Source organism: Burkholderia sp. Ax-1724, from assembly GCF_011752995.1.
Classification (GTDB): domain Bacteria; phylum Pseudomonadota; class Gammaproteobacteria; order Burkholderiales; family Burkholderiaceae; genus Paraburkholderia.
The window spans coordinates 117,992-144,440 of record NZ_VWWL01000013.1 but is presented as its reverse complement, the minus strand read 5'-3'; the positions used below and the strand labels follow the sequence as shown (position 1 = coordinate 144,440).

Below are 26,449 nucleotides of genomic sequence, written 5' to 3'. Positions count from 1 at the left end.
ATGACTTATGACTGTTCGCGCAGCTTGAAGCGCTGAATCTTGCCGGTGGCGGTTTTCGGCAGATCGTCGGCGAACACGATGTCGCGCGGATACTTGTGCGGCGCGAGCCGTTCCTTGACGAAGGCCTTCAGTTCGTCGGCGAGTATCTCAGACGGTGCGAACTCGCGCTTCAGGACGACGAACGCGCGCGTTTTCACGAGCCCGCCGTGATCGACGCCGACCACCGCCGCTTCGAGCACGGCCGGATGCTCGACCAGCACCATCTCCACTTCGACCGGCGACACGTACTGGCCGCTCACCTTCAGCATGTCGTCGCTGCGGCCCGCGTAGACATAGCAGCCGTTGGCGAGACGCCGGTACTTGTCGCCGCTGCGAATCCATTCGCCGAGAAACGTCGCGCGCGATTTCTCGCGATTGTTCCAGTACATGAGCGCCGCGCTCGGCCCCTTGATGTACAGATCGCCGACTTCGCCATCGGGCACCGGCTGCCCGGCTTCGTCGCGCAACTCGACCTCGTAGCCCGGCACCGGGCGTCCCGTCGTGCCGTATTCGACTTCGCCCGGGCGATTCGACAGGAAGATGTGCAGCATTTCGGTCGAGCCGATGCCGTCGAGAATCTCGGCGCCGAAGTGCGCGGTGAAACGCTCGCCGACGTCGCGCGGCAACGCCTCGCCCGCCGACGCGCATACGCGTATCGCGACCTCGGCGCGCGCGGGCAGATTCGGCGAGACGAGCATGCTCGCATAGAGCGTCGGCACGCCGCAGAACACGGTCGGACGATGCTTGACGAGGCGCGCGAAGATCGCGTCGGCGGTGGGGCGCTCGGCCATCAGGATCGCGGTCGCGCCGACCGACAGCGGAAAGGTCAGCGCATTGCCGAGCCCGTAGGCGAAGAACAGCTTGGCCGCCGAAAACACCACGTCGCTCTCGACGATGCCGAGCACCGGCTTGCCATACAGCTCGGCGGTCCAGTACAGGTTCGCATGCGTGTGGACTGTGCCTTTCGGCTTGCCGGTCGAGCCCGAGGAGTAGAGCCAGAAGGCGATGTCGTCGCCACTGTTGGCGCAGCCTTTGAGGGCGGGTGGCGCGGCGTCGAGCAGGTCTTCGAAGCGGGGCGCGTCGAGCGAGGTAGTGGGCGCCGTATCCGCCGACGGCTCCGGCTGCGAGACGATCAACTGGCAGCCGTCTTGATCGATGCTTTCGAGCGCCTGCGCGACGTTCGGCAACAAGGCCGCCGACACGATCACCGCGCGCGCGTGGCTATGCGTGAGCATGTACGTATAGTCGGCGGCGCTCAGCAGCGTGTTCGCGACGACCGGCACGATGCCGGCGTAGAGCGCGCCGAGAAATGCGACCGGCAGCGACACGGTATCGAGCATCACGAGCAGCACGCGTTCCTCGGGATGCACGCCGAGCGTTCGCAGGGCGCTCGCGCAACGTCGCGCGCGTTGTTCGAGTTCGCCGTAAGTCAGTGTGTGCGTGTCGTCGATATAGGCAGGCTTGTTCGCGCGCGCCTCGTTCAGTTCGAACAGATAGCGCGCGAAATTGAAGAGCGGGGGTGGCGGCGCGGCCGCCTGATGCGCACTCGTTCGCGCGCTCGTTTCCAGCGGGGCTTCCATATTGTCTCCTCCATCGGTGGGCGCGGTCCGGCTGTTTGGCGCTCGTGATCCGCTCGATGCCTGATGCTCGCGTCGCCATGCGCCGCGCTGACGTTGCTGCCGCTATGGCTTGTGCCGTCGCGCCGGCGGTTTTATGTCGCGGTGAATTCGATCGCGCCTTGCGGCAGCAGATACAGCACGAGCGCCCGACCGTTCGCGACCGTCGGACGATGCGCGGAGCCGGGGCCGTACACGCACCAGCCGGCCGGATGGCCGTCGAACGTCGCGCCCTCGGTGAGTGGCATGATCAGATCGATTTCGCCGTGCGGATGCACATGGTGCGGACCGGCGATGTCCTGCATCGCGACGACGTCGACGGAAAAGCCGTGGGTCTCGGGCAGCGCCTTGAAGATGCGCCCGTAGCGGATGCCGCCCGCTTCGCGGTTGCACAGCCAGCCTTCGGCGACGCCGTCGCGGCAGGCCTGGGCGAGTTCGCGGAAAGTCGTGCTGCCGGCCGGCCAGGTGGCGTTCAGCCAGGCCGCGAGCGACGCGTCGAGCGGGCGCCCGTCAAGTTGTGCCGTTACGCCGGCGATCAGGTGCTGGAATTCTTGCGGGGACATGCGAGCCTCCAGAAAAGCGCGTTTACGCAGGGCAGACGTTCCACCGCCGGAACTTTGCTGCATGCGTGCTGCCGCGCTGTCTCCGTTACGCCGCCGGGCCAGCCGGCGGTGTTCTGATATTTCGTGAGCGTTTGTAGTTGAAGCGGCTTTTGATGAAAATTAAACTGTTCATCTAGTGCGTGTCAAGCACTATAGTACATATATCGAAGTATCGAGGTCGCAAAACATGAATCGAAAATACTCCGCCGCACCGCTGGATGAAGCCGCCGCCGACCCGGCTCGCGCCGAGCGCGGCGAGCGTGAAGAGCGCGATCCGTTTCTGACCGCGATGGGCGAGCGCGTGCGCCTGCTGCGCGCGCGCCGCGGCATGACCCGCAAGACGCTCGCGGCCGAAACCGGCCTCTCGGAGCGGCATCTCGCGAATCTGGAATCGGGCCTCGGCAATGCCTCGGTGCTCGTGCTGCGGCAGCTTGCGGCCACGCTGAACTGCTCGCTCGCCGAAGTGGTCGGCGACGAAACCACGGCGTCCGCCGAATGGCTGCTGATTCGCGAATTGCTGCAAGGACGCGACCAGGCGGCGCTGCAACGCGCGCGCGCGGCGCTGGCCGAGATGTTCGCGCAGGCGCCGCGCGATCCGCACCGCAAGCACCGCATCGCGCTGATCGGCCTGCGCGGCGCGGGCAAATCGACGTTCGGGCGCATGCTTGCCCAGGAGCGCAAGGTGCCGTTCATCGAGCTGACGCGCGTGATCGAACAGCTTGCGGGCTGTCCGCCGTCGGAGATTCATTCGCTGTACGGCGCGAGCGCTTACCGGCGCTACGAACAGCGCGCGCTCGACGCCGTGATCGAGGAGCACGAGCGCGCGGTGATCGCGTCGCCGGGCGGGCTCGTGTCGGAGTCGGGCACCTTCAATGCGCTGCTGTCGCACTGCTTCACGGTATGGCTACAGGCGACGCCCGAGGAGCATATGCGCCGCGTCGTCGCGCAGGGCGATCTGCGGCCGATGTCGGGCAACAACGAGGCGATGGACGACCTGAAACGTATCCTCGCGGGCCGCGCCGAACTATACGGGCGTGCCGACATGAGCTTCGACACGAGCGAGAAGACGCTTGCCGACGCCTATCTGCAATTGCGCGACCGGCTTGCCGCGCGCCTCGCGGCGGAAGCGCCCGACGAGGCGCGGGCCGGCTGAGCGGTCGCTGGGGCGTCAGGGTTTGCACCTAAAAATGCACTAAAATTCTTTACTCGGATATGTTGATGCACTATTGTTCAAAAAAACAGATTCGCATCGTCCAGTCAGGAGACGCCCCATGTCCACAGCACACCCCGCCGTTGCGCCGGCCGCGCGGGTCGACTACCGCACCGATCCCTCGCAGTACCGGCACTGGAAGCTGAGCTTCAACGGTCCGGTTGCGACGCTCGGCATCGATATCGCTGAAGACGGCGGTATTCGCGACGGCTACAAGCTGAAGCTGAATTCGTACGACCTCGGCGTCGACATCGAACTGCACGACGCGATCCAGCGCATCCGCTTCGAGCATCCCGAAGTCAGGACCGTGGTGGTGACGAGCCTGAAGGACCGCGTGTTCTGCTCGGGCGCGAACATTTTCATGCTGGGCCTTTCGACGCACGCGTGGAAGGTCAACTTCTGCAAGTTCACGAACGAAACCCGCAACGGGCTCGAAGATTCGTCGCGCCATTCAGGGCTCAAGTTTCTCGCCGCGGTGAACGGCGCCTGTGCGGGCGGCGGCTATGAACTGGCGCTCGCCTGCGACGAAATCTATCTGATCGACGATCGTTCCTCGTCGGTGTCGCTGCCGGAAGTACCGCTGCTCGGCGTGCTGCCGGGCACGGGCGGTCTCACGCGCGTCACCGACAAGCGCAAGGTGCGCCACGATCGCGCGGATATTTTCTGCACGGTGGTCGAAGGCGTGCGCGGCGAGCGCGCGAAGGCCTGGCGTCTCGTCGATGAAGTCGTGAAGCCGAACCGGTTCGATCAGGCGATCCAGGCGCGCGCGCTCGAACTCGCCGCGCACAGCGATCGCCCAGCCGATGCGCGAGGCGTTGCGCTCACGCGTATCGAGCGCACCGAGCGCGAAGACGGTCTTGGCTACCGGACCGTCGACGTTACGATCGATCGCGCGAAACGCGTGGCGACCTTCACCGCACGCGCGCCGCAAGAGGTGCAGCCTGCGGACCTCGATGCGATCGTCGCGGCCGGCGCGAACTGGTGGCCGCTGCAATTCGCACGCGAACTCGACGACGCGATCCTGTCGATGCGCACCAACGAACTCGACATCGGCACGTGGGTGTTCAGGACCGAAGGCGATGCGCGCAACCTGCTCGCCGTCGATGCGACGCTGCTGCAGCACAGGGACCACTGGCTCGTGCGCGAAACGATCGGCCTGCTGCGCCGCACGTTCGCGCGCATCGATGTGTCGTCGCGTTCGCTATTCACGCTGATCGAACCGGGCTCGTGCTTCGCGGGCACCTTCGCCGAATTCGCATTCGCGGCCGACCGCACCTATATGGCCGCGCTGCCGGCCAACGAAGACGAGGAACCGGCCATCACGCTGTCGGAAGTCAACTTCGGTCTGTACCCGATGGTTACGCAGCAGTCGCGGCTCGCACGGCGCTTCTATGAGGAAGCCGAACCGCTCGACGCGGTGCGCGCGCTGATCGGCCAGCCGGTCAAGGCCGTCGAGGCCGAGCGTCTCGGCCTCGTGACCGCCTCGCCCGACGATATCGACTGGGCCGACGAAATCCGCATCGCACTCGAAGAACGCGCGGCGATGTCGCCCGATGCCTTGACGGGTCTCGAAGCGAATCTGCGCTTCAATGGCCCGGAGACGATGGAGACGCGCATCTTCGGCCGGCTCACCGCCTGGCAGAACTGGATTTTCAACCGGCCGAACGCGGTGGGCGAGAAGGGTGCGCTCAAGGTGTACGGCAAGGGCAGCAAGGCGCAATTCGACGTGTCGCGCGTTTGAGGCGCGTGACGCCCGATTGACCCCATCGCGCCGTCCGCCGATATGCGCTTCTCGCGATTGCAGCTTCTGAACAGGGAACCGACCATGTCCACGATCAACTACAGCGAAAAGATTCCGAACAACGTCAACCTTGCCGACGATCGCGCCTTGCAGCGCGCGCTCGAACAATGGCAGCCGAACTTCCTGTCGTGGTGGGGCGATATGGGCCCGGAAGGTTCGCACGGCTACGACGTCTATCTGCGCACGGCTGTCAGCGTCGACGCGGGCGGCTGGGCGCACTTCGACTACGTGAAGATGCCCGAGTACCGCTGGGGCATTTTTCTCACGCCGGGCGAGCAGGACCGCAAGATCCACTTCGGCGAGCATAAAGGCGAAGCCGCATGGCAGGACGTGCCCGGCGAACATCGCGCGAACCTGCGCCGCATTATCGTCACGCAGGGCGACACGGAGCCGGCCTCGGTCGAGCAGCAGCGTCACCTCGGTTTGACCGCGCCCTCGATGTACGACCTGCGCAACCTGTTCCAGGTCAACGTCGAAGAGGGGCGCCACCTGTGGGCGATGGTCTATCTGCTGCATCGCTACTTCGGCCGCGATGGCCGTGAGGAAGCCGAAGCATTGCTCGGCCGCCGTTCGGGCGACGACGACAATCCGCGCATTCTCGGCGCGTTCAACGAGAAAACGCCGGACTGGCTCGCGTTCTACATGTTCACGTACTTCACCGACCGCGACGGCAAGTTCCAGTTGTCGGCGCTGGCCGAGTCGGGCTTCGATCCGCTCGCGCGCACGACGAAGTTCATGCTGACCGAGGAAGCGCATCATATGTTCGTCGGCGAGTCGGGCGTCTCGCGCGTGATCCAGCGCACTGCGCAGGTGATGAACGAACTCGGCACCGACGACGTCGCGAAGATTCGCGCGGCCGGCGTGATCGATCTGCCGACCATCCAGCGTTATCTGAACTTCCACTACTCGGTCACGATCGACCTGTTCGGCGCCGATCATTCGTCGAACGCGGCGACGTTCTATAGCTCGGGCTTGAAGGGCCGCTATGAAGAAGGCAAGCGCGACGACGATCATCGCCTGAGCGAGCATGGTTACAAGCTGCTCGACGTGCAGGACGGCAAGCTCGTCGAGCGCGAGGTGCCGATGCTCAACGCGATGAACGAAGTGCTGCGCGACGATTACATCAAGGATTCGGTCGCGGGCGTCGGGCGCTGGAACAAGGTGCTTGAGAAGGCCAGCATCGATTTCCGCATGACGGTGCCGCACAAGGCATTCAACCGGCAGATCGGCACCTTCGCGGGCACGCGCGTGTCGCCCGATGGCCGCGTGATTGGCGAAGCCGAATGGGCCGCCAACGAAGCGAAGTGGCTCGCCACGCCGGAGGACCGCGCGTTCGTTGCCTCGCTGATGGGCCGTGTCGCCGAGCCGGGCAAGTTCGCGAACTGGATCGCGCCGCCCGCGATGGGCGTGAACCGTCAGCCCGTCGATTTCGAGTACGTGCGCTTTAACTGAAGCGATGGCGGCAGGCGAAGCACGAGAGGCGCGCTGTATCACCAGGTGGAGGAAGTCATGAACGCTCCAGTGTCGATCGGAGTGTTGCGGCAGCATCTGATCGATCCGGAAATCTGCATTCGCTGCAATACCTGCGAAGAGACTTGCCCGGTCGACGCGATCACGCACGACGACAACAACTACGTCGTGAAGGCCGAGGTCTGCAACGGCTGCATGGCCTGCGTGCCGCCGTGCCCGACCGGCGCGATCGACAACTGGCGCACGGTGCTGAAGGCCGACGCGTATTCGATCGACGAGCAGTTCACATGGGACGTGCTGCCGGAGCAGAACACGATGGCGGTGCCGGCCGAAGAAGCTGCGCCCGCCGCGAGCGACGCCGCCGCCGCCGAAGCGGACGGCATCGAAGTCGATACCGTGCGCGGCGCGGTCGTGCCGCCGTGGTCGGCCGCGAAGCCGTACGTGAATCTCTACACGCACAAGACGCCGACCACCGCGACTGTGGTCGGCAACTACCGGCTCACCGACAGTGCGACGTCGAGCGACATTCATCACATCGTGCTCGATTTCGGCTCGATGCCGTTTCCGGTGCTCGAAGGGCAGTCGATCGGCATTCTGCCGCCGGGCGCCGCCGCCGATGGCCGTACGCATCATGCGCGCCAGTATTCGATTGCCAGTCCGCGCGACGGCGAGCGGCCCGGCTATAACAACGTGTCGCTGACGGTCAGGCGCGTGTCGCGCCAGCATGGCGATACGATCGACGGCGTCTGCTCGAACTATCTGTGCGATCTGAAGAAGGGTGACGTGGTCAACGTGATCGGCCCGTTCGGCAGCACGTTCCTGATGCCGAATCATCCGAACTCGCATCTGTTGATGATCTGCACGGGCACCGGCTCCGCGCCGATGCGCGCGATGACCGAGTATCGGCGGCGCAAGCGTCTGAAGGGCGCGACCGGCAAGCTGATGCTGTTCTTCGGCGCGCGCACCCAGGAAGAGCTGCCTTACTTTGGACCGCTGACGAATCTGCCGAAGGATTTCATCGACACCACGCTCGCGTTTTCGCGCACGCCGGGTCAGGCGAAGCGCTATGTGCAGGACGCGATGCGCGAGCGCGGCCCCGACGTCGCAAACCTGCTGAGGGATGACAACACCTATATCTACGTATGCGGGCTCAAGGGCATGGAAGACGGCGTGCTGCAGGCGTTGAAGGATATCGGCGAGCGGCATCAGCTCGACTGGGAAGCGCTGTGGGCGAAGTTGAAGCGCGAAGGGCGGCTGCATCTGGAGACATACTGACGTCCCGGAATGGCTTCCGGGACGTGCATCAAACTCTCCGGCGACGCGCGGCAATGCGTGGAGGCGCGTCGAATTCATGCGTCGCGGACTCGAGACGCGTTCTTTCCTCGCCGATCTGGCTTTCCATCGTGCCTCCCGGCACCGCTTGCCGCCTGGACCTGCTTCTTGAAAAAAACGACCGGTTTGCTACAGTCGGCCCATGCCGCCCGATAGCGCTCGCCAGCCGGCGCTCTCGGATTTCAATCCGGGCCACCGGCATGGCCAATCTGTTGGAGCCCTCGATGAAGCCGATTCGTTTGCTGGTGCTGGCCGTGCTGCTGCAGGTGGTCGCGAACCCAGTATTCGCCGGCGACAAACTCGCGCAGATCCGGACCTCGGGCGTGTTCCGCATCGGCACGGAAGGCACCTATGAGCCGTACAGTTTTCACGACGACGCGGGCAGGCTGACCGGTTTCGACGTGGAACTCGGCACGGCGATCGCGCAGCGTCTCGGCGTCAAGCCGCAATTCATCGAAGCCCGATGGGAAGGGCTGCTGGCCGGTCTCGACATCGACCGCTATGACGCGGTCATCAACGAAGTCGCCGTGACCGACGAGCGCAAGCTCAAATACGATTACTCCGATCCGTACATCACGTCGCACGCGGTGCTGATCGTCGCCTCGGACAACACGACGATCCAATCCTTCGACGACCTTCTGGGCCGGAAATCCGCCAATACGCCGACGAGCCATCTCGGCCGGATCGCGGCGGCGCACGGCGCGCAGGTGATCCCCACGCACGGCTTCGAGGAATCGATCGATCTGGTCGCCGGGGGGCGCGTCGATGCCACCGTCAACGATTCGCTGTCGTTTATCGACTACAGGAAGCGCATGCCCGGCGTGAGGCTCAAGGTCGTCGCGGTCGATACGTCGGGCGAGGACAGCGGCCAGTCCGCGGTGCTGATCCGCAAGGGCAATCCGAAGCTGCGCGCGGCGCTCAACGAGGCGCTCGCCGGCCTGAGAAAAGACGGCACATATCAGCGGATTTCTCAGAAGTATTTCGGTCGCGACGTGTTTCGTTGAGCGCGTGGCGCCGTTCTCGCGGGTGAGTCGGTGCGATGAAGCGGTGACATGAGCCGGTGAAACGAAGCCGCAATAAAAAAGAAGGGGCGTTGCAATTGCAACGCCCCCTCCCGATACTACCGCGCGCCGCACCGATTACCAGACCGGCACAGCGGACCGGCAACGCACACTACTCACGCGCCTCACACGGTTGCATCGCTCAAGGCCGCTTCGAAGAAGCGCTCCTGCGCTTGCGCATTGGCACGCGCATACGCGCGATTGACACCGCTGATCACCGCGCGGATCGACGCCGTCACGAGGTTCGCATCGACCCCGACGCCGAACGCGCTGCCGGACACCTCGGCGCCGGCCATTTCGGCGATCGCGATCGCGCGGGCGTCGGCGCCTTGCGTGAGCGCGCGTTCTTCGTAGTGCTGGATGCGCACCGGCACGTCGAAGGCGTGCATGAGCGCGTCGAGCGGACCGTTGCCCGCGCCGGACAGCACGCGCGCCGTGCCGTTGATTTCGACGTTGAGCTTGATGTGTTCGCGGCCGTCACGGTCCGACAGGCTGTGGCCGATATAGCGGACCGGCTCGGCCGTGCTCACGTATTCCTGCTGGAACAGTTCCCAGATCTGCGCCGGCGTGACTTCCTGGCCGCTCTCGTCGGTGAAGCGCTGCACGGCCGAGCTGAAATCGACCTGCAGACGGCGCGGCAACACGACGCCATAGCTCTGTTCGAGCAGATACGCGATGCCGCCCTTGCCCGACTGGCTGTTCACGCGGATCACGGAGTCGTAGGTGCGGCCGAGGTCGCTCGGATCGATCGGCATATACGGCACTTCCCAGATCGCGTCCGGCTTCTGCGCGGCGAAGCCCTTCTTGATCGCGTCCTGGTGCGAGCCCGAGAACGCGGTGAAGACCAGATCGCCGACATACGGATGACGCGGATGCACCGGCAACTGCGTGCATTCTTCGGCCGTGCGCGCGACTTCGTTGATGTTCGAGAAATCGAGTTCGGGGTCGACGCCCTGCGTGTAGAGGTTCAGCGCGAGCGTGACCAGATCGACGTTGCCGGTGCGCTCGCCGTTGCCGAACAGACATCCTTCGATGCGGTCCGCGCCGGCCATCACCGCGAGCTCGGCGGCCGCCACGGCGGTGCCGCGATCGTTATGCGGATGCACGGAGACGATCAGCGAATCGCGGCGCTTGAGGTTGCGGTGCATCCATTCGATCTGGTCGGCGTAGACGTTCGGCGTTGCCATTTCGACAGTGGCGGGCAGGTTGACGATCGCCTTGTGCTCGGGCGTCGGCTGCCAGATGTCGAAGACCGCGTCGCAGACTTCCTTGGCGAATTCGAGTTCGGTGCCGCTGAACACTTCCGGGCTGTATTGCAGTGTGAAGTGCGTGTCGGGCTGCGCGTCGGCGAGACGCTTCATCGTGCGCGCGGCCTTCTGCGAGAGTTCGATCACGCCGTTCTTGTCGAGGCCGAAGACGATCTTGCGGAATTCCGGCGCGGTTGCGTTGTACAGATGGACGATCGCGCGCGGGGCGCCGCGCAACGATTCGAAGGTGCGCTCGATCAGATCGTCGCGCGCTTGCGTGAGCACTTCGATCGTGACGTCGTCGGGAATATGGCCGCCCTCGATCAGCTCGCGCACGAAGTTGAAGTCGGTCTGCGAGGCCGATGGAAACGCGACTTCGATTTCCTTGAAGCCGATCTGCACGAGCGTCTTGAACATGCGCATCTTGCGCTCGGCGTTCATCGGTTCGAAGAGCGCCTGGTTGCCGTCGCGCAGGTCGGTGCTCATCCAGATCGGCGCGCGCGTGATGGTGCGCGACGGCCATTGGCGATCCGTCAAATTGATCGGCTTGAACGAGCGGTATTTGGTAGCGGGGTTCTTCAACATTTTCATCATCCGAGGGTGAGACCGTGGCAGGTGTCGACCGGACGACGAAAACGCGATACTGGGCCGCCGGTCGGAAACCGGGGCTGGGTCAGTTACTGGGGAATCAAGCGGTTGCTTCGGTGTATCAGAGAGAAGCGGACGCGCGCAGCAGCAGACCTAGCCCGGTAGAGCGGGCTAGTAGTAGCGATAGGGTGGTCTGGGCGCGGTACATAGTGCGCAATGGGAACATATTATCGGGATGGAGTCAAGGCTCGTGGCTCGTGGGGCAGCGGGCTTTGCGCCGTGGCGGTCCCGCACCGCGCCGTCTACAGCCCGAATACGACGTGCAACGTATCGTTGTGCACGATCGTCGATACGCCGATCGCGAGCAGGATCGGCGGCAGCAGCGCCGAGCCGTAGCGGCGCACCGGCGCGCCGAGCAGCGGATGCTCGACCAGCCATACGGCGCCGGCGCACCACAGCCCGATCATGACGACGAACACGAGCGATACGAGCGCGTTTTCGCCGACACCGTGGCTCGCGTACAGCGGCACATAGACGGCGAGATTGTCCGAGCCGTTGGCGATCGCAACGCTGGCGACGGCCCAGCTCGACGAGCCGCGTCCCGCGGGCGCCGGGCTGTGGCGAGCGGCCGGAGCATGCGCGGCGGGCTCGCCCGCATCGGGCTCCGCGCCGTTGTCCTCGCGTTGCGCGCGGGCGGGGCCGAAGCGCTCCCAGGCCTTGCTCAGGCCCACGCCGATCGGCAGGAACCCGAGCAGGCCGACATAGCCCGTCGGCAGGCGCGCGAGCAGCGCGGCGAGCAGCAGTGCCGCCGCGACGAGGATCAGCGAGCCCGCGTACTGTCCCGCGATCACGCGGCGGCGCTCGGCGCCGGCTTCGGTCAGAAACGCGAGCAGGACGAACAGGTTGTCGATATTGGTCGCGGCATAGGCGACGATTGCGAGCAGGACGAGGCTGAACATAAGGAAACGGATCGATACAGGATGGCAAAACCGCGCCGGGCCAAGTGGCCCTTCCGCTGGACGGCAACGCGGCCGACCCACACGATGCCGATGCGATCCGGCGAGGTCAAGCGGCATGCGTCAGGCGGCATGCGTCAGCGCCGCCGGCGGGCGGGGCCGTAAGCTACAATGGCCGACGGCTAAAAAACGGAATGTCGATGAAGATGCGGATTCTCCCTATCGCCTGTGTCGCGATCGCCGCCGCGCTGCTGACGGCCTGCACGATCGCTTCCCGCAACTCGGGCGCATGCGAGCAACTGATGCGAAACAGGCTGGCCGAAACGTCGTCGGATACGCTGCGTGTCGCGCATCGCGGCATTGCGATTCGCGGCTCGCGCGTGGTGGTCGAAGGCTCGATCGAGCATGTGCCGAGCGCATCCGAAGTAGCCGCCTCGGCTGCGGCCGTGGCGTCCGCTCCGCGGGCGGCCTCGGCACCGGTCATGGCCTCGGCGACGAAGGAAGCCTCGGCTGTCGCCGTGGCGGCCAAGCCTGCGGCGCCCAAAAAGGTCGTGACGCCGGCTGCCGCCGAATGCACGTTCCACGGCGAAGAACTCGACGTATTCCGCTGGCTCGCGCCCGCGAAGCTCGCGGCACCGGCGGAGCAGGCGGACGGCGCCGCGGGTTGAATCGACGGGAGCGCCGGTGCCAGGGCGGCACCGGTTTCCACCCCAGTCCTCTTTCCTCGCCGCCTCGGCGCTGAATCCGTCAGCGCGTCGGCACGCCTCCTCACTCCCTCAAAATGCGTAATACGGCCCGGCTCCGGCCGCCGTATTACGCGACGCGATTGCCGTATAAACCCGTCGCCCGTAGAAGAACGGCAAGCCCCACGCGAAGCCTTGGCTCGACGTGCCCGCGAGGTTGTCGAACGCGTTGTTCGACGACGCGAACAGCGTGCTCGCATTGCCGACATCGAACGCGACCGTGTTCGACACGCCATTGCTTCCTGCGATCGACGCGTTCGCGGCTTGCGTCGAGCCCGGGCAGTACCAGATGCCGCACAGCGGAAACTGCGACGAGTGGAAGAAGAACCCGTTCGAACCGCTGTCGAGATAGCTCAGCGTATAGGTCTGCCCGCCCGCGGTCGTGGTCACGTAGCCCGTCACCGAATTCGCCTTGATGACGCTCGCGCCGCCGAGCGTGTTGTTCGCCTGCGTGCCGATGCCGAAGATCAGCGAGCCCGACACGCTCGCCGCGCCGGCATCGGCGACGGCGGGCAGGTCGATCACGACGCCGTTGTTGTCGAGCGCGAAACTGCTGACCGGGTTGGTCACCTGCTGAGCGACGGCCTGCGCACTGGCCGTGCAGGTGCCGCTCGTGGTGCAGCTGTAGTACCAGCGCGGCAGCGCGGCGTTCGCGCAGCCGCTGCCGCAATCGACGGGGAACAGGCCCACGCCGAGAATGCCGTTCGAGTGCAGGCTCGCGACCGTCAGCATCGCCGGGCCCGCGTTCGCGCAGTCGGTCGGCGCGGCGGGCAGCGCCGGATCGGCGATCAGATGCACGGGAATCGCGGCGGCGAGCTGGCCGGCCATGCGCACGTCGGCGGTGCGCACCGAGCCCCACGCGTAGCCGCTGCCGAACACCGCGCATTCGCTTGCCATGCCGCCGCCCGATGCCACCGCGGGCAACGTAAAGCCCGCGGGCAGCGCCGACGCGAGAATGCGCAGGCCGTTCGAGCCCGTGTCGACCTGGATGTCGTCGATCGTCGCGCAATTGCTGGTGCCGGCCTGGCAGATCGTGACGCTCGTCGTCAGCATGTTGCGCGTCATGCCGGGCGATACGCCGACCGTGACCGGCTGCACGTTCGCCACGTTCGATTGCGGCACGCTCGTGTTCTGATTCGAATTCGACGTGCCGGCGCTGCTGGGCGAAGACGGCGTGCCGCCTGACGAGCCGGTTCCGGACGGGGTGGACGACGCGTTGTTCGAGCCGCCGCCACCGCCGCAGGCGGCAAGGGCCGCGCAGACGACGAGGGCGAGGGCGTAGACACGGAGAGCGGATTTCATGGCGGGGTGGGCATCGGGTGGGGCTGAAGGGCGGCTGCGCGTTACTGGAGATCGTCGGCCGTGACGCCGGCCGGCAAGGCCGCCGGCAGCCACGCGCGGCCGACGTAGCTGCGCATCGGGCCGCCCGATTCGACGATCACGTCGGGCCGCGCGATCCGCGACGCATGCAGGTTGCCGTTCGCGGACGCCGCAGCCGCGCCCGCCTGATACGAGCCGGCGTACTGGCCGAGTAGCGCGTGCAGGTCCGGCATGGTCGGGCCCTGCCACGTGTAGGCGACAATCTGGCCGGTGCTGGTCGCGTATTCGTTGAGGGTCGTGTTGCCGGCGTCGGTCATCGTGCGCACGCGCAGCGCGCCGTTGAGGATCGTGCGCGAGGCCGCCTGGGCGGGCATCGCGCCGCCGAGTTCGGCATAGGCGCCGGTGCTGGCGCAGCACGCGATGAGCGCGAGCGCCGCCGCACGCGCGGACGGATAAAAACGGGCTTTGAACATGGCGTGTATGCCTTGCGGGCGGGGGCGCCCGGGCTTTATTGAGATACGAATGAAAAATAACAGCCGGGTTTAGCTTCCTGTGACGTGCCCTGTCAGGCGCCGCCACACGCAATCTCAAAATAAAGCGGGATGTATTGCTTAAAGCCCTTTCAGAACAAGCGTTTAACCACGACGTAAGAACATTCTTAACGCCGTCTCATGACTGTTAGCGACCGTTAAATTTACCCGATGACAACGCAAATAGGCGGGAAAAAACGCGAATTTTTTTAGGGAAAGAGGCATGGCGCACAGACATCCAGAACGAGACGCCGCCGGTGCGATGGGTGGACCAACCTGCGGGCAAACCCCAGTTTTTGCACACGCTTGCCCGGGACCGGTAAAATGTTGGGTTGATCCACGGAAACTTGCCGTGGCGTAGCGGAAGGATTCCCCGAACATGACTGATCTTCGTCTTACCAGGCGGTTTGCAGTAATGCTGATGGCGGGCGGGCTGGTTGCCGGCTGCGGCACCTCGTCGCCGAACAAAATCGACTACAAGAGCGACTCCCGGTCGAAGCAGGTATCGCTCGCGGTACCGCCGAACATGATCGACGAGACGTCCGATCAGCGCTCGCTGCCGCCGCAGGGTGGCGAAACCTCGCTGTCCACACTGAAGCAGGTGCAGGCACAGGCGCCGGCGGGCAATTCCGTGGTGGTCGTGCCGCCGGTTCAGGGCATGCATATCCAGCGCGACGGCACCGAAAGCTGGCTCGTGCTCGACAACAGAACGCCGGATCAGGCCTGGCCGCAAATCCGTCGCTTCTGGCAGGAGCAGGGCTTCCTGCTTGTCGTCGACCAGCGCGACAAGGGCGTGATGGAAACCGACTGGAACGAAACCCATGCGCAGATCAACGACGGCCTGATCCGCAACACGCTGTCGAAGGCGATGGGCAACAGCTACGTAAGCTCCGAGCGCAACAAGTTCCGCACGCGTCTCGAAGCGGCGCCGAACGGCGGCACCTACGTGTTCGTGAGCCAGAAGGGCATGCGCGAGGCGGTCACGGGTGCGAACAACGATTCGAGCCAATGGCAGCCGAAGCCGAACGATCCGGCGCTCGAGCAGGAATATCTGAAGCGTCTGATGGCATCGCTCGCGCTGGCCGATTCGCGCGGCGCGGCCGGCACGCCGAACGCCGAGCTGTCGCCGGCGGGCGCGCAAACCGCGCCGAACGCGGCCACGGCGGGCGCCAAGTCGGCGGCGGCTGCAACCGCGGCGCAGAACGTCGTGCTCGCGGCGCAGCAGCCGATGCCCGATCCGGACGCGCAGAATACCTCGGCGCAGTTTTCGTCGACGGAACTCACGCTGGGCGAGCCGTATGACCGCGCATGGCTGCGCGTGGGCCTCGCGCTCGATCGCAGCAACTTCACGGTCAACGACCGCGACGCGACCCGCGGCCTCTACTTCGTGCGCTACGTCGATCCGAAGGATCTGTCGTCGGCCGAGCAGGGTTTCTGGAGCCAGGTGTTCCACGGCAAGAAGGAAAAGGTCGCCAAGGAGTATCGCGTGAACGTGCGCGCGGTGACGCCTAACCAGACGCGTGTCGCCGTCGTCGACGACAAGGGGCAGATCGACGACAGCCAGCAGGCGAAGCAGATCATGAGTCTGATGGCCGACCAGTTGCACTGAGCGACGTTCGCGCGGCGAGGCCGCCGATTCGGAAGACCGCCCGGGTGAATCCCGGGCGGTTTTTTTTCGTCCGTTCGTTTGCCGTCCCGTTGTCCGTTTGCCGTTGCGTCGCCGTCGTATGCGGCGGCTCGCGGTTCATCGCGCTCGCCGCGTCGTCCTGCGCAACCGGTCGAGCCGCGCATGGCTTTTGCTTTTGATCCTGACAGCGACAGTCACCGGCCAGGAGCGGAGCCAGCCATGTTCGACGTGATCCCTTACTGGATGTGGGCAGTGAGCCTGCTCGTTCTTGCCTTGATGTGCGGCGCGGTGTTGAGCGTTCCCGAGCCACGCGAGCGCGGGCGGCCGCTACGACGAATCGCATCGGCGCGGGCGAGGCGGCTGTAGCGTCGACCGGCCCCGCATCCGTCCATGCACGTCCGCGATGCCGGCGTTTTCGCCGTGTGCAGCGCACGTAACGTGACGTTACGTTGGTGACGTAACCCGCGAAGTTCTCCGCCTTGCCGGCCATGCTTCGCTTCCTTTCTGTTTGAAAGAAAAATATCAATATAAATCAGACAGTTGTGGGCATCTGCGAGGGCTTCTCATAGCTGGCACGCAAGCTGCTTTATAAGACTCATGGGGCCGGATGGGATACCCGATGCGCATGCGCGGCGGATTCCACTTGCGTTTCAAATCATTGCGGTGCCGGCGTGCGAACCGGTACCGAGCCCGATAACGGCCTGCGCGTTGCGCGCGGCCCCGGTGGCCCCGTCGCCTATCCTCGTAGGGCGACGGTTTTTGCCCGCACTCCCTGGGAGTGCGGGCTATTTTTTCGTACTCAGGATTTGCAACGTAGCGCCGGATGGCCGAAGCGGCGGGGCGATTGGCACCGCGCGGGCAGGAAAAGAGGCTGCGGACGTCGAAGGCGTGCGGAAACGGGGGGGGCCGGCTAGGCGTAGGCCTGCGGAACTGCCGCCCGGCCGCCCGGCGAAGCCGCACCAGTACCCATGCGCTCAGGTATCGGCGCGCCGCGTTCCTGTCCACGGCAGACGCTTCACGACTCCCGTTGCCAGCGCGGTACCCAGCAGAATCACAGCGCAACCTTCGAGCATGCCCGGCGACACGGCCTCGCCGAGAAACAGCGCACCCCACAGAATGCCGAACACCGGAATCACGAACGTCACGGTAATTGTGCGCGCCGGCCCGATGACCGCGACCAGATGGAAGAACATCATGTACGCGATGCCGGTGCAGGCGACGCCGAGCCCGATCACGGCGCCCCATGCGCGCAGCGAGATCGGCGCGGCGGGCCAGTCGATCACCGCGAGCGGCAGCAGCACGATCGTCGCGCCGAGCATCGTACCGGCGGCGACGGTCAGCGCATCGACGCCGGTCAGGTAGCGCTTCGTATAGTTCGCGGCGATGCCGTACAGCAGCGTCGCGCCGAGCGCGGCCGCCGCCGCGAGCGCCACGGTCGCAGGTGTGGCGGGCGAGCCGTCGGGCGCCACGATCTGGTCCCACACGAGCATCAGCACGCCGAGAAAGCCGACCGCGAGACCGAGCGTGCGTAGCGTGCTCAGGCGATCGCGCAGCCACAGGAAACCGACCAGCGCGCCCCACAGCGGCGTGCTGGCATTGATCACCGACGTCACGCCCGCCGACAGCGTCAGCTCGGCATAGGCGAACAGGCAGAACGGCGCCGCCGAATTCAGGATGCCGACCACCAGCAACGGCAGCGCGCGCGTGCGCAGCAGTGTGGCGGACTGTTGCAGCGGCCGTCGCGCGAGCAGCACGATGGTGAGAAAGATTGCACCGATGCCGACGCGCAACGCCATCAGCGGCGCCACGCCGAAGTCGTTCACGCCGATGCGGATGAACAGGAACGACGCGCCCCACAGGGCGGCGAGAATCATCAGTTGCAACAGGTTTCTGGCTTTCATTGGAAGGGCGCCGCGCGCGGTTGAGTCGGGACGCCTGAGCATCGTAACAGCGCGATCGTGCGAAACGTTTCAGCGTGGAATGAAACGGCAAGATGCGGGAGAGGGGGCGTCCGGTGAACCCGATCGTAAGCGTTGCGCGGGCACGCGCAAAACGAGCAATTCTCACCGATATGTGAGAAAAACTACGATACGACGGGCGGAGAGGCCGGCCGTGCCCGTGCCGAACCGGCGGGCACGTGAAAAAACATGAGGTAAACCACAGTCTCAGGGGGCCGCGGCCGAAGCGCATCCGCTTCGACGCAGCGCCAGAGCCAGACGTGGACGCAACGCCGGTCAACCTCGACGCGGCGTCGCTGCCACCTCAATGCAACCTCAAGGCAACGTTAATGCAGCGTCAATGCGGAATCATCCACTGCAGGAAATTCTGCTGCGCCCACACGAGCACGCCGAGCAGCACCGTCAGCAGAATCGAATGCTTGAAGGTCTTCGCGAACACGACACCTTCCTTGCCCTTCAGTTCGGTCGTCGCGACGCCGGTCGAGATGTTCTGCGGCGAGATCATCTTGCCCATCACGCCGCCCGACGAATTGGTCGCCGCCATCAGCACCGGGTTCAGGTTGAGCTGGTTGGCCGCCACCACCTGCAGGTTGCCGAACAGGGCGTTGCCCGAGGTATCGCTGCCCGACAGGAACACCGCGACCCAGCCGAGGAACGCCGACACGAGCGGGAAGAACGGCCCGACCGAGGCGACGCCGAGACCGAGCGTGTAGGTGAGCCCCGAATAGTTCATCAGATAGGCGAGGCCGACGATGGTCGCGACCGTCAGAATCGCGATGCGCGTCTGCACCCACGTATCGGCGATCGCCTTGCCGAATTCGCCCGGCGACAGCCGCACGATGAACGCGGTGATGAGCGCCGCGACGAGAATCGCGGTGCCGGTCGCGAGCGGCTGGAAGTCCCACACCGCGCCGTACGGCGTGTTGTACAGCGTGATGAAGACGGCCTTGTCGAGACCGGGCCACGGCACCTTGACGTCGCCGATCGTGAAGATCTTCGCGACGGTCCAGACGATCACGACGACCGACACGATGATCCACGGATACCAGCCCTGCGCGCCGCCGACCTTGCCGCGCACCTCGTTGATGCGGTCGACGTTGACCGCGAACTTCGGATCGACGGCGGGCTTCCAGACGCGCAGGAACGCGATCGTGACGATCAGCGAGACCATCGACGACAGCACGTCGGTCAGGCTGTAGTTCACGTAGTTCGACGCGACGAACTGCGTGAGCGCGAAGCTCGCGCCCGACACGAGCAGCACCGGCCACACGCGCAGCATGTTGCGAAAGCCCGCGTAGACGGCGATCACGTAGAACGGCAGTAGCAGCGCGAAGAACGGCAACTGCCGGCCGACCATTTTCGCGAGCGCATCGGACGGCAGATGCGTGACCGCGCCGAGCACCGTGATCGGCACGCCGAGCGCGCCGAACGCGACCGGCGCGGTGTTGAAGATCAGCGTGAAGGTAAGCGCTTCGAGCGTCGGGAAGCCGAGCATGATGAGCAGCGAACTCGTGATCGCGACCGGCGTGCCGAAGCCGGAAATGCCTTCGAGCAGCGCGCCGAACGAAAAGCCGACCACCACGAGCACGATGCGCCGGTCGTTCGGCAGGTTGTCGATCATCCACAGGCGAAAGGCCGCGAATCGTCCCGAGCGTTGCGCGATGTTGTAGAGCAGGATCGCGGTGAAGACGATCCACATGACGGGCCAGCACGCGAACACGGCGCCCGCGGCCACCGAGTTGAACGCGAGTCCGACCGGAAACTGCCAGATGAAAATCGCCACCACCAGACCGATGACGAGGCCCGCGAGCGACGCCTGCCAGGCTGGCCTGCGGGCCCAGCCGAGCAGCGCGAGCACCGCGATGATCGGCAGCGCGGCGACGAGAAACGAGGGGAACAGCGAGTTGCCGACTGGAGTGAGTAGTTGATGAAACATCACGTCTCCTTCGTTGTTGTTGGGATCGACGCGTGGACTGCGCGTGACGGGCGCGTCGCGGTAGCAGGTAGATGCACCCCGGTGAAACGGGCGTACCGGGCATCGCCTGATTTAAGCGGGTGCTGCATGTGGCTTCCCCAAGAATAGAGCGCTGCGCGGCCGCGTCAAGCCGGGAAAGTACGGGCGTTCGGAATGGCGTGGTGCGATGGCTCACGCATGGCGCATGTCGGGCGCCGGGGGAGAAGATGAATCGCGCTCGATGGGCGCGCGAGGCAGAGCGTGAAGGAAGGCGCCTTCCGGGCGAGGGCGCATGAGCGAAAGCGCGCTTGGCGCGCACAGTACGCCGCGTCGGCAGCGCATGAAAAGCGGCGGGGGCGTGGGCGACTGACGCATGGACGGCGGATCGCGTCCACGCGCCTGCTCAATGGTTGGGAGCCGGGCGCCTGACATGGCCCGGCGTTCCAAACTGCTTCAATGCCAGTGCCGTCCCCACCCGCCGCCCCAATATCCGCCGACGCCGATCGCAATCGACGGCCCGTAATAGGCCGGGTACGGATAAACAGGCGGCGGATAGTACGCGGGATAAGGCGCGACATAAACGGGCGGCGGCGCGGCGACGGCGTAACCCGGCGACGAATTCTGCGGTGCCGTTTGCGGCTGTGCCGGCTGTGTCTGCTGCTGGGCCGAGGACGGATTCGACGGATCGTCCGGCACGCCCTGCTGGGCCGTGGCCGGCGTGGCGTAGTACGACGAGTAGTACCCGCCCGGATAGTAGCCGGCCGGGTAATAGCAGCCCGACAAGGCGAGCGCGATGGCCGCGCCGCCGAGCATGGCGACGCGACGCGGGAGAGGCGAGAGGGTACGGATGGACGGTGCAGATTCGCGCGGCGGCCACGGACGTGCCGAGCGAATGGTGTTGACGACGCAAGGCTTCATGACACGCTCCTCGATGACCGACGCCGCCATGCGCGGCGTCATTCAGAGGAGCTTACGCTTTTGCGATGGAAGCGCTGTGGCAAAACCGTAACGGCGTATTTCAGTTCATTTCAGCGTCTGCCCGAGGCAAGCGCTGAGGTTTCCGTTGCTGTCGCAGGCGCCCGAAGATAATTCGGTATCCTGTACGAATCGCCGGGTGCTATCGAGTACTATCGGATGCTATCGGGCGGATCACCTGCCGATCTGATTGCCGATCACCCCACCCACCGCCGCGCCGCCGAGCGTCGACAAGCCGCTGCCGCCGATCACGGCGCCGGCTGCACCGCCGACGCCCGCGCCGATCGCCGTATCGCGCGTACGCGCAGACATGCCGCCGCAAGCCGCGAGACTGGCGACGACGGTTGCAATAGCGGCAAGCGAGCCGATGCGATGGATCGTTTTCATGATGCAGACTCCGGGATTCGTTGGACCTGTTCGTTGAACCGGTTCGTGGCAGTGGGGCTCTCCCTGTCCTTGCTTCCGATCGCGGCCGCGCGCGTCGGCGCCGGTTGTGCGAGCCTGGCGGCGACGCGCCGCTTTCGTCAGCGGATGTTTTCCTTCTGCATACCGATTCAGCACGGGGCGTGCCCGCTCTTCCGGCAGACGCAACGAAAAAAGCCCGCCATTCAGGCGGGCTTCGATGCTGCGCTTGCCAAGCGACGCGTTCAGTCCAGCGACACGAAACACGAAACACAATGTGCCGCGAGCGGAACCGCTCACTGACGCTGATAAATCTCCGCGCCTTGCTTCATGAACTCGATCGACTTCACTTCCATGCCTTTCTTCAGCGCTTCGTCGTCGGTCACGCCCTGTTGCGCGGCGAACTCGCGCACGTCCTGGGTGATCTTCATCGAGCAGAAGTGCGGGCCGCACATCGAGCAGAAATGCGCGACCTTGGCCGAATCCTTCGGCAGCGTTTCGTCGTGGAATTCGCGCGCCTTGTCCGGGTCGAGACCGATATTGAACTGGTCTTCCCAGCGGAATTCGAAGCGTGCCTTCGAGAGCGCGTTGTCGCGCACCTGCGCGCCCGGATGGCCCTTCGCGAGGTCGGCGGCGTGGGCGGCGAGCTTGTACGTGATGATGCCGGTCTTCACGTCGTCCTTGTTCGGCAGGCCGAGGTGTTCCTTCGGCGTCACGTAGCAGAGCATCGCGGTGCCAAACCAGCCGATCATCGCGGCGCCGATGCCCGAGGTGATGTGGTCGTAGCCCGGTGCGATGTCGGTCGTGAGCGGCCCGAGCGTGTAGAACGGCGCTTCGTCGCACCAGTCGAGCTGCAGGTCCATGTTCTCCTTGATGAGCTGCATCGGCACGTGGCCCGGGCCTTCGATCATCACCTGCACGTCGTGCTTCCACGCGATCTGCGTGAGTTCGCCGAGCGTCTTCAGCTCGCCCAGCTGCGCTTCGTCGTTCGCGTCGTAGATCGAGCCGGGACGCAGGCCGTCGCCAAGCGAGAAGGCCACGTCGTAGGCCTTCATGATTTCGCAGATCTCTTCGAAGTGCTCATAGAGGAACGACTCGCGATGATGCGCGAGACACCACTTCGCCATGATCGAGCCGCCGCGCGAAACGATGCCGGTCATGCGGTTGGCCGTGAGCGGCACGTATTGCAGACGCACGCCCGCGTGGATCGTGAAGTAGTCGACGCCTTGCTCGGCCTGTTCGATCAGCGTGTCGCGGAAGATTTCCCACGTCAGGTCTTCGGCCTTGCCGTTGACCTTTTCGAGCGCCTGGTAGATCGGCACCGTGCCGATCGGCACCGGGCTGTTGCGGATGATCCACTCGCGCGTTTCATGAATGTGCTTGCCGGTCGACAGATCCATCACCGTGTCGCCGCCCCAGCGGATCGCCCACGTCATCTTGTCGACTTCCTCGCCGATCGACGACGTCACGGCCGAGTTGCCGATGTTCGCGTTGATCTTCACGAGGAAGTTGCGGCCGATGATCATCGGCTCGCTTTCCGGGTGATTGATGTTGTTCGGAATGATCGCGCGGCCGCGCGCGACTTCCTCGCGCACGAATTCCGCGGTGATTTCAGCGAGGCCGTTCGGGCCGAACGCGCTCGCGCCGAACGCCTGGCCCGGATGCTGGCGGCCCATCATCGCGGCGAGCTTCGTGCCGTTCGGGCCGCTCGTCTTCAGGCTTTCGAGGTACTCGGCGCGGCGCTGGTTCTCGCGGATCGCGATGTATTCCATCTCCGGCGTGACGATGCCCTGCCTCGCGTAGTGCATCTGCGTCACGTTTTTGCCGGCGACCGCGCGGCGCGGCGTGCGATGCAGGCCCGGGAAGCGCAACTGCGCGGTGGCCGGATCGGCGGCGCGCTCGCGGCTGAAGCTGCTCGACAGGCCGGTGAGCGGCTCGGTGTCGCCGCGCTCTTCGATCCACGCCTCGCGCAGCGCCGGCAGACCCGCGCGGATGTCGATCTTCGCGTCCGGGTCGGAGTAGGGGCCCGACGTGTCGTAGACGTAGATCGGCGGGTTCTTTTCGCCGCCGAAGCTGTCAGGCGTATCGGCCTGGGAGATTTCGCGCATCGGCACGCGGATGTCGGGGCGCGAGCCGGTCACGTAGACCTTGCGGGAATTCGGCAGCGGCGCGACGGCGGCTTCGTCGACATGGGCGTCGGCGGACAGGAACTTCGGGTTGGCGTTCATGCAAATCTCCATGCTAAGCAATGTGGGGCGGCTAAGCAGGAGACCGAGACGGAAGAGGTCGGAAATCGCGAGAGATGAGGCGGTGCAGCTGGAGTGCGAGATCCGTACGCTTCCCTGCGCTGGCATTATCCAGATCAGGTTCAAAGGGTATTTCTCACCCACGTGGCACGGACCTCCAGACACCGTGCGACGCAGGACCCCCGCGTTAGCAGCGCACACGATACACCGGCCGCCCGCTGTTTGGCAACCCATCCAGATAGATCAAGCGAGGGATTGGGTTGCAATCAGACATATCCTATTCTTGTTCTGACACCGTATTGAACAGCGATGGCCGACAGCGAAAAAACGCCCGCGGCTTATCTCGAAAAGCGCCGTTAAAACGCCGTTCAAGCTCCGTTCAAGCGGGTCGACCCATTGCCGTCCAGCCAGGTGCGGCAAGGCGGCTGTCCGGCGCGGCGATTCGCGCGGGGCGGCGTGCGAATGGCGCGAGGCGACTCGCGCCGATTGACAAAAAAGCGAGGTGTGCATGAAAGCGGAAACAGGGCGGTGGCCGGCGTTCGGCAGGAAGGCGGCGGTAGCGGCGTTGCTGGCCGCGCCGCTGGCGGCGTCGGCGGCAACGGGCGGGGTGATCCGGTTCGTCGGGATGGTCGTGGCGCCGCAGCTGGAAATCAGCGCGGATGCCGTGCCCACCGTCGCGAGCGCCGGCGGGGCGGCGGTGGCGGGGCAGGGGCTCGCGCGCACGGTGACGTTCGGCGCGTCGCCGGGCGTCGGCGGCGGCGTGGATGTCGCGCTCGAGGTCAACGGCGATGCACGCTCGCGCGATCTCGTGGCGGCGCGTTTCGTCGACGGTGGCGGGCACGTGACCGCGGCTCGCGATGGCCGCTATGACGTGGGACAACTGGGCGGCGTGCTGTCGCTCTCGGCGCAGCGCGCCGACGTGGACACGCGTGTCACGGTGGTCGTCAGCTACGAGTAAGCCGCGAGGTCCGTGGCGCCTGCCAGCCGCTGTCGAAAAAAAATAAAAACAGGCTGTCATAACCGGCGGCGCGGTTCGACCAACGTGCAGATTCCTTGTGGAGCACGTCATGTCGACCGCGCGCAGCCGTTCAACGCTTCGATATTGGGTTTTATCTTTCGCGCCAGTTTTCGCGCTGGCGATCTTCCTTTTCAGCGCTGGCGCCGGCAGCACTCGCGCCTACGCAGCCGCTGCCGCCTGCGCGGCGCACAGTCCCGCGCATCGCGTGGCGCTCGTCGAGTTGTACAGCAGCGAAGGCTGCGATAGCTGTCCGCCCGCCGACCGCTGGCTCGGTCAATGGAAAAGCGGCGCGGCCGCGCAGGGCATCGTGCCGCTCGCGCTGCATGTCGATTACTGGAACAGCCTTGGCTGGACCGACCGCTTTGCCCAGCCTCGCTTCACCGAACGTCAGCAGACGCTGACGAAGCTCGCGGGCGCTCACACGGTCTATACGCCGGAAGTGTTCGTCGCGGGTCACGAACTGCGCGACTGGTCGCGGCGCGACAGCTTCGCGAGCCGCATCGACTGGCTCGTCGCCGAACCGGCGCAGGCGAGCATCGCGCTTGCGTTGACGCCGCGCATGCCCGGCGCGTTCGATGTCGATGCGCGATTCCGCAGCGAGGCCGCGTCCGCTGCCGGTCCGTTGAGCGCCTATCTCGCGGTCTACGAAAACTCGCTGATGTCGCAGGTCGGCGCCGGCGAAAACCGCGGCGCGACGCTGCATCACGAGCGGGTCGTGCGGCAGTGGCTCGGTCCCATACCGCTCGTCGCGGGCCATGCGCGGATCAGGCAGGACATCCGCATCGAGGACGCGCCGGCCGATGCTGGCACCAACGCCAACGCCAACGCCAACGCCAACGCCAACGCCAACGCCAACGCCAACGCCAACGCCAACGACCGCTTCGGCGTGGTCGCCTTCGTCGAGAACGACGCGACCGGTGACGTGCTGCAAGCCACCGAACTGGCCGCCTGCCATTGAACACCATCCAGCCACCACTCCGGATTGCCCCATCCGCCTCAGGAGAGTCCCATGTCCACGCCCCACACCTTGCGCGACAGCGCGCCCCCCGCGACCCCGAACCGGCACCGCGCGATCCATCCGCTGTGGGTGCGCGTCACGCACTGGCTCAACGCGCTCGCGGCCATCGTGATGATGCTGTCGGGCTGGCGCATTTACGACGCCTCGCCGATTTTCCCGGCCTTCAGCTTTCCGACCGCGATCACGCTCGGCGGCTGGCTCGGCGGCGCGCTGCAATGGCACTTCGCGGCGATGTGGCTGCTCGTGTTCAACGGACTCGTCTATCTCGCGCTGAATCTCGCGAGCGGCCGCCTCGTGCGCAAGTTTCTGCCGCTGACGCCGCGCGTGGTGCTGCGCGACTTCGTCGCCGCCTTGCGCGGCCGGCTCTCGCATGCCGATCTGCGCGACTACAACGCGGTGCAGAAGCTCGCCTATCTGTTCGCGATCGTCGATCTGATCGTGCTGGTGCTGTCGGGGCTTGCGATCTGGAAGTCGGTGCAGTTTCCGCTGCTGCGCGAGCTGATGGGCGGCTATGACAACGCGCGCATCGTCCATTTCACGGCGATGTCGCTGCTGGCCGCGTTCCTCGCCGTGCATCTGGCGATGGTGGCGCTCGTGCCGCGCTCGCTGCTCGCGATGCTGCGCGGCCGCTGAGCCGCATGCAAGCGCAGGCTCCCGGACAACCCGCAATGACACACCCGACACACCCGACACACCCGACACACCCGACACACCCGAACCACAGCATGCACAACGT

General features: G+C 65.4%; 23 protein-coding genes and 1 riboswitch. Of the genes, 12 read left to right on the top strand and 11 right to left on the bottom strand.

The annotated features are described in order from the left end of the window. Window positions 1–5: 5 nt before the first annotated feature. Both F3J19_RS17305 and F3J19_RS17300 read right to left on the bottom strand, forming a co-directional pair. A complete protein-coding gene (locus tag F3J19_RS17305) occupies window positions 6–1,619 on the bottom strand; it encodes a benzoate-CoA ligase family protein (RefSeq protein WP_167043478.1) in 1,614 nt (537 codons plus the stop codon). Window positions 1,620–1,750: 131 nt separating this feature from the next. Then, complete coding sequence (locus F3J19_RS17300; protein WP_167043476.1) at window positions 1,751–2,218, bottom strand: DUF4863 family protein; 468 nt, start codon at window positions 2,216–2,218, stop codon at window positions 1,751–1,753. A gap of 226 nt (window positions 2,219–2,444) precedes the next feature. On the opposite strand from F3J19_RS17300, the gene F3J19_RS17295 reads away from it, so the two are divergent. From F3J19_RS17295 to F3J19_RS17275, 5 genes are all read left to right on the top strand, one after another. Then, window positions 2,445–3,410 (top strand): helix-turn-helix transcriptional regulator, encoded by a 966-nt coding sequence (locus F3J19_RS17295; RefSeq protein ID WP_167043474.1) that lies wholly within the window; start codon window positions 2,445–2,447, stop codon window positions 3,408–3,410. Between the two features lie 118 nt (window positions 3,411–3,528). Further along, window positions 3,529–5,208 carry a 2,3-epoxybenzoyl-CoA dihydrolase gene (gene boxC / locus F3J19_RS17290; protein WP_167043472.1) on the top strand — a complete coding sequence of 560 codons (1,680 nt, stop codon included), beginning with the start codon at window positions 3,529–3,531 and terminating at the stop codon, window positions 5,206–5,208. A gap of 84 nt (window positions 5,209–5,292) precedes the next feature. Continuing rightward, window positions 5,293–6,720, top strand: a complete 1,428-nt coding sequence (gene boxB, locus F3J19_RS17285; RefSeq protein WP_167043470.1) for a benzoyl-CoA 2,3-epoxidase subunit BoxB — start codon at window positions 5,293–5,295, stop codon at window positions 6,718–6,720. A 57-nt stretch (window positions 6,721–6,777) separates the two neighbouring features. Further along, a complete protein-coding gene (boxA, locus tag F3J19_RS17280; RefSeq protein ID WP_167043468.1) occupies window positions 6,778–8,013 on the top strand; it encodes a benzoyl-CoA 2,3-epoxidase subunit BoxA in 1,236 nt (411 codons plus the stop codon). 281 nt (window positions 8,014–8,294) lie between these two features. After that, on the top strand, window positions 8,295–9,074 hold the full coding sequence (locus tag F3J19_RS17275) for an amino acid ABC transporter substrate-binding protein (protein WP_167043466.1): 780 nt from the start codon (window positions 8,295–8,297) through the stop codon (window positions 9,072–9,074). 182 nt (window positions 9,075–9,256) lie between these two features. Here F3J19_RS17275 and leuA read toward each other — a convergent pair whose 3' ends face one another. Continuing rightward, on the bottom strand, window positions 9,257–10,963 hold the full coding sequence (gene leuA / locus F3J19_RS17270) for a 2-isopropylmalate synthase (protein WP_167043464.1): 1,707 nt from the start codon (window positions 10,961–10,963) through the stop codon (window positions 9,257–9,259). Between the two features lie 305 nt (window positions 10,964–11,268). Next, window positions 11,269–11,925 (bottom strand): cadmium resistance transporter, encoded by a 657-nt coding sequence (locus tag F3J19_RS17265; protein WP_167043462.1) that lies wholly within the window; start codon window positions 11,923–11,925, stop codon window positions 11,269–11,271. Between the two features lie 197 nt (window positions 11,926–12,122). Here F3J19_RS17265 and F3J19_RS17260 point away from each other — a divergent pair, with 197 nt between their 5' ends. After that, a complete protein-coding gene (locus F3J19_RS17260; RefSeq protein WP_167043460.1) occupies window positions 12,123–12,590 on the top strand; it encodes a hypothetical protein in 468 nt (155 codons plus the stop codon). 108 nt (window positions 12,591–12,698) lie between these two features. On the opposite strand, the gene F3J19_RS17255 is transcribed toward F3J19_RS17260, so the two are convergent. Both F3J19_RS17255 and F3J19_RS17250 read right to left on the bottom strand, forming a co-directional pair. After that, complete coding sequence (locus tag F3J19_RS17255; protein WP_167043458.1) at window positions 12,699–13,967, bottom strand: DUF3443 domain-containing protein; 1,269 nt, start codon at window positions 13,965–13,967, stop codon at window positions 12,699–12,701. Between the two features lie 41 nt (window positions 13,968–14,008). After that, complete coding sequence (locus F3J19_RS17250; RefSeq protein WP_167043456.1) at window positions 14,009–14,458, bottom strand: DUF2844 domain-containing protein; 450 nt, start codon at window positions 14,456–14,458, stop codon at window positions 14,009–14,011. A 436-nt stretch (window positions 14,459–14,894) separates the two neighbouring features. On the opposite strand from F3J19_RS17250, the gene bamC reads away from it, so the two are divergent. Together bamC and F3J19_RS17240 are read left to right on the top strand one after the other, a co-directional pair. Further along, window positions 14,895–16,124 carry an outer membrane protein assembly factor BamC gene (bamC, locus tag F3J19_RS17245; protein ID WP_167043454.1) on the top strand — a complete coding sequence of 410 codons (1,230 nt, stop codon included), beginning with the start codon at window positions 14,895–14,897 and terminating at the stop codon, window positions 16,122–16,124. 237 nt (window positions 16,125–16,361) lie between these two features. Next, on the top strand, window positions 16,362–16,508 hold the full coding sequence (locus F3J19_RS17240; RefSeq protein WP_167043452.1) for a hypothetical protein: 147 nt from the start codon (window positions 16,362–16,364) through the stop codon (window positions 16,506–16,508). A gap of 608 nt (window positions 16,509–17,116) precedes the next feature. On the opposite strand, the gene F3J19_RS17235 is transcribed toward F3J19_RS17240, so the two are convergent. The 4 genes from F3J19_RS17235 to F3J19_RS17220 form a co-directional block, all read right to left on the bottom strand. Next, window positions 17,117–18,043 (bottom strand): DMT family transporter, encoded by a 927-nt coding sequence (locus tag F3J19_RS17235; protein WP_167043450.1) that lies wholly within the window; start codon window positions 18,041–18,043, stop codon window positions 17,117–17,119. 394 nt (window positions 18,044–18,437) lie between these two features. Further along, window positions 18,438–20,036 carry an L-lactate permease gene (locus tag F3J19_RS17230; protein WP_167043448.1) on the bottom strand — a complete coding sequence of 533 codons (1,599 nt, stop codon included), beginning with the start codon at window positions 20,034–20,036 and terminating at the stop codon, window positions 18,438–18,440. Between the two features lie 471 nt (window positions 20,037–20,507). Next, window positions 20,508–20,972, bottom strand: a complete 465-nt coding sequence (locus F3J19_RS17225; protein ID WP_167043446.1) for a hypothetical protein — start codon at window positions 20,970–20,972, stop codon at window positions 20,508–20,510. Window positions 20,973–21,203: 231 nt separating this feature from the next. Continuing rightward, on the bottom strand, window positions 21,204–21,416 hold the full coding sequence (locus F3J19_RS17220) for a glycine zipper 2TM domain-containing protein (protein ID WP_167043444.1): 213 nt from the start codon (window positions 21,414–21,416) through the stop codon (window positions 21,204–21,206). On the opposite strand from F3J19_RS17220, the gene F3J19_RS17215 reads away from it, so the two are divergent. Beyond that, window positions 21,402–21,734, top strand: coding sequence for a hypothetical protein (locus tag F3J19_RS17215; protein WP_167043442.1), 333 nt, complete (start codon window positions 21,402–21,404; stop codon window positions 21,732–21,734). The genes F3J19_RS17220 and F3J19_RS17215 overlap by 15 nt on opposite strands. On the opposite strand, the gene thiC is transcribed toward F3J19_RS17215, so the two are convergent. Continuing rightward, complete coding sequence (thiC, locus tag F3J19_RS17210; RefSeq protein WP_167043440.1) at window positions 21,728–23,659, bottom strand: phosphomethylpyrimidine synthase ThiC; 1,932 nt, start codon at window positions 23,657–23,659, stop codon at window positions 21,728–21,730. The genes F3J19_RS17215 and thiC overlap by 7 nt on opposite strands. Before the next feature lie 93 nt (window positions 23,660–23,752). Then, window positions 23,753–23,871: riboswitch (TPP riboswitch) on the bottom strand. A gap of 314 nt (window positions 23,872–24,185) precedes the next feature. Between thiC and F3J19_RS17205 the strand changes: the two genes are divergently transcribed. From F3J19_RS17205 to F3J19_RS17195, 3 genes are all read left to right on the top strand, one after another. After that, the gene (locus tag F3J19_RS17205) at window positions 24,186–24,635 is read left to right on the top strand and encodes a hypothetical protein (RefSeq protein WP_167043438.1); all 450 of its coding nucleotides are present in this window, start codon (window positions 24,186–24,188) and stop codon (window positions 24,633–24,635) included. 109 nt (window positions 24,636–24,744) lie between these two features. After that, entirely contained in the window at window positions 24,745–25,653 is a 909-nt protein-coding gene (locus tag F3J19_RS17200) for a DUF1223 domain-containing protein (protein ID WP_167043436.1), read from the top strand. Window positions 25,654–25,704: 51 nt separating this feature from the next. Further along, window positions 25,705–26,346: a cytochrome b/b6 domain-containing protein gene (locus F3J19_RS17195; RefSeq protein WP_167043434.1), complete on the top strand. Its 642-nt coding sequence runs from the start codon at window positions 25,705–25,707 to the stop codon at window positions 26,344–26,346. The last annotated feature ends 103 nt before the right edge of the window (window positions 26,347–26,449 follow it).